We start from the raw sequence: 3,690 nt of genomic DNA, 5'->3' as shown, positions 1-3,690 counted from the left end.
TGGTCGGGATGCTCGGGCGCAGGCTCGATTCGCGGTTGCCACAGACGGGGTGCGCCAATCGTGTTGTTGACGAAGGGATGACTCCGACCCCAAGTGTTCGCCCGCGAGCCTGAGCCGGAGAACGAGCACCCCGGCCATCGGCCGTGCCAACAGCGTTGACGTGAACGTGTTCAATCCCGCTTTATTCTGCTGCCGAAATCGCGTCGCTCAGCTGAATGAGGCGCTGCGCGTGGGCCGGCGTGGCCGCTGTCATGGGGGCGCGCAATTCGTTTTGGATCATGCCTTGGTGCGCCAGTAGCGCTTTGAGCGGACCCGGGTTGGGTTCGGCGAACAGCGCTTCGATCAAGGGCAGCAAAGGCCGCCACTGGGTTCTGGCCTGCACCAGATCACCCTGACGGAGCGACTCCAGTACGCGCACGAAACGCGCGGTGTGCAGATGCGCACTGGCGGCAATGGCGCCGCTGCCGCCCAAGGCCACCGTGCTGAAAATTTGCGCGTCTTCTCCCGCCAGCACCTGCAGTCGGCCGTCGGCCATCAGGGCCTGTGTTTTGCCCGCATCGCCGCCACAGTCCTTGACGGCGTGGATGCGCGGCTTGCAGTACCGTATCGAGCACGGCGAGCTGCTCCGCCTCGTCCAGTGCAGCGGCCTCGCCGGTCGAGCCGCACACCACGAACCCGGCAATGCCGGTCGGACGCAAAGGGTGGACCAGTTTGCTCAGCGCCGGGTGGTCCACGGCGCCATTGGAAAACGGGGTGATCAGGGGAATCCACAGCCCAGAGAAATTGCCAGAAGTTTGCACGTAACTTTCCTTGTCAGAAGCTTGACCGATGTGTCACCACCGTCAAATGCGCGCGGGAAGGCAAAACGGGGAGGGTTTGGCGGTTCCATCGCTCATCTGAGGACGGAACCGCAGCTCCGGTCAGATGAGCCTGGGTTTGTTTGCTTTGCTGGCGCGCGCTGCACCCGGCAACCCGCCGGCGGGTGAGACAGAAGGTGTGTTGAATGTGCCAGAAAACATGCTTGTGTCTTAGCATTGGGCTGGCAGACGGTGCCACAATCCCGGCATGGACCATTCTCAAATTCCCCTCTCACGCGTCAGTATTCAAGCCGGCGATTTCGACGTGAGTACCGAGATCAACGCCTTGCGTGCGCAAGACCTGCGCGTCGGTGCGGTGTGCAGTTTTGTCGGCACCGTGCGCGACCGGACGGCGGGGACCGCGGGCAGCATCAGCAGCATGGCGCTGGAGCACTACCCCGGCATGACCGAAAAGGCAATTGAAGCCATGATCGACGAGGCGCACCGGCGTTTTGACATTTTTGGTGCCCGCGTCATTCACCGCATCGGTCTGCTTGAACCGCTGGACCAGATCGTGCTGGTGGCGGTGACCTCGGCGCACCGTGGCGAGAGCTTCCAGGCCTGCGAGTTTTTGATGGATTACCTCAAGACCCAGGCCCCATTCTGGAAAAAAGAGCAGACGCCCGAGGGTGCGCGTTGGGTCGATGCGCGGGTCACGGATGACGCGGCCCTGGCCAAGTGGGGCATCGAGGCACGCAACGGTTGACGTCCGCCCTCAGGGCGAAAAGTGCACTGACCTTGAGTTTTGTCAACGGAATAGCCGGGGCCAATCTCTTGAAAACCCCGAACCGGCCTCAAGCTGGAGGGATATTCAAAGGACTGCTATGCGAATGGAAAAATTGACAACCAAGTTTCAGGAAGCTTTGGGCGAAGCCCAGACGCTGGCGTTGGGCAACGACAACCAGTACATCGAACCGGCCCACGTGTTGGTCGCCATGCTGCGTCAGGAAGATGGCCCCAAGGCCTTGCTGCAGCGTGCCGGCGCCAATGTGCCGGGCTTGCTGGCGGCGGCCGAGGCCGCCATGAAAAAACTGCCGCAGGTGCAGGGTCATGAGCAGGTGCAGATAGGCCGCGACATGGTCTCGCTGCTGCAGGCGTCCGAGAAGGAGTCCATCAAGCGCGGCGACCAGTTTGTGGCTGGCGAGCTGTTTCTGCTGGCGCTGACTGATAGCAAGCAGGACATCGGTCGCATCGTCAAGGAAAACGGCCTCACGCGCAAGTCGCTGGAAACCGCGATTGACGCCGTGCGCGGTGGCCAGAACGTGGACAGCGCCGATGCGGAAGACCAACGTGAGTCGCTGAAGAAATATTGTGTCGACCTGACCGAGCGCGCCCGCATGGGCAAGCTTGACCCGGTGATTGGCCGTGATGACGAAATCCGCCGCGCCATCCAGGTGCTGCAGCGCCGTACCAAAAACAACCCGGTCCTGATTGGCGAGCCCGGCGTTGGCAAGACCGCGATTGTGGAGGGCCTGGCCCAGCGCATCGTGGCTGGCGAGGTACCGGACTCGCTCAAGGGCAAACGCGTGTTGTCGCTGGACATGGCCTCGCTCCTGGCCGGTGCCAAGTTCCGCGGCGAGTTTGAAGAGCGCCTGAAAAACGTGCTCAAGGACCTGGCCAAGGACGAAGGCCAGACCATTGTTTTCATTGACGAGCTGCACACCATGGTGGGCGCCGGCAAGGCCGAAGGTGCCATGGACGCCGGCAATATGCTCAAGCCCGCCCTGGCGCGCGGCGAGTTGCATTGCGTGGGTGCGACCACGCTGGATGAGTACCGAAAATACATCGAGAAAGACGCCGCGCTGGAGCGCCGCTTCCAGAAAATTCTGGTGGGCGAGCCCTCGGTGGAGGACACCATTGCGATCCTGCGCGGCCTGAAAGAACGCTACGAGCTGCACCACGGCGTGGACATCACGGACCCGGCCATCGTGGCCGCGGCCGAGCTTAGCCACCGCTACATCACCGACCGTTTCCTGCCCGACAAGGCGATCGACCTGATCGACGAGGCCGCCTCCAAGATCAAGATCGAGATGGATTCCAAGCCCGAGGTCATGGACAAGCTGGATCGTCGCCTGATCCAGTTGCAGATCGAGCGCGAAGCCGTCAAAAAGGAAAAGGACGAGGCCTCGAAAAAGCGCTTCGAGCTCATCAACGAGGAGATCGGCAGGCTGCAAAAGGAAATAGCCGACCTCGACGAAGTCTGGAAAGCCGAGAAAGCCAGTGCCCAGGGCAGCGCCCAGGTGCGCGAGGAGATCGACAAGCTCAAGTTTCAGATCGAGGAGTTCACGCGCAAGGGCGACTTCAACAAGGTGGCCGAGCTGCAATACGGCAAGCTGCCCGATCTGGAGAAAAAACTCAAGGCGGCGCAAGACCAGGAAGCAGGCAAAGCCAAGAACGCCAAGGATGGCGGCCGCCCGCAGTTGCTGCGCACCCAGGTCGGTGCCGAGGAAATCGCCGAGGTGGTGAGCCGCGCCACAGGCATTCCGGTGAGCAAAATGATGCAGGGCGAGCGCGACAAGCTGCTGCAAATGGAAGTCAAACTGCACCAGCGCGTGGTCGGGCAGGACGAAGCGGTGCGGCTGGTTTCGGATGCGATCCGCCGTTCGCGCTCCGGGCTGTCCGATCCGAACCGTCCGTATGGCTCGTTCCTGTTCCTCGGCCCCACCGGCGTGGGCAAGACCGAGCTGTGCAAGGCGCTGGCGGGCTTCATGTTCGACAGCGAGGACCACCTGATCCGCCTCGACATGAGCGAGTTCATGGAGAAGCACTCGGTCGCCCGCATGATCGGCGCGCCGCCGGGCTACGTGGGCTACGACGAAGGCGGGCAGCTGAC

General features: G+C 62.4%; 2 protein-coding genes and 1 pseudogene. 2 read left to right on the top strand and 1 reads right to left on the bottom strand.

The window, feature by feature from the left end; translation table 11 throughout:
• Positions 1-181 precede the first annotated feature (181 nt).
• A pseudogene (locus B3V69_RS16660) lies at positions 182-800 on the bottom strand (dihydrodipicolinate synthase family protein).
• A gap of 265 nt (positions 801-1,065) precedes the next feature.
• Between B3V69_RS16660 and B3V69_RS16655 the strand changes: the two are divergent.
• The gene (locus B3V69_RS16655; RefSeq protein WP_296448124.1) at positions 1,066-1,563 is read left to right on the top strand and encodes a molybdenum cofactor biosynthesis protein MoaE; all 498 of its coding nucleotides are present in this window, start codon (positions 1,066-1,068) and stop codon (positions 1,561-1,563) included.
• A gap of 118 nt (positions 1,564-1,681) precedes the next feature.
• A partial coding sequence (locus tag B3V69_RS16650) for an AAA family ATPase (RefSeq protein WP_296448123.1) occupies positions 1,682-3,690 on the top strand: 2,009 nt, incomplete at its 3' end.

Source organism: Rhodoferax sp. UBA5149 (assembly GCF_002413825.1).
Classification (GTDB): Bacteria; Pseudomonadota; Gammaproteobacteria; order Burkholderiales; family Burkholderiaceae_C; genus Rhodoferax.
Note: the sequence above shows the minus strand (reverse complement) of the source record. Positions and strands in the feature narration are given on the sequence as shown.

Coding starts and splice junctions, on each gene's coding strand:
- B3V69_RS16655 (WP_296448124.1), top strand. CDS start 1,066: ATGGACCATTCTCAAATTCCCCTCTCACGCGTCAGTATTCAAGCCGGC.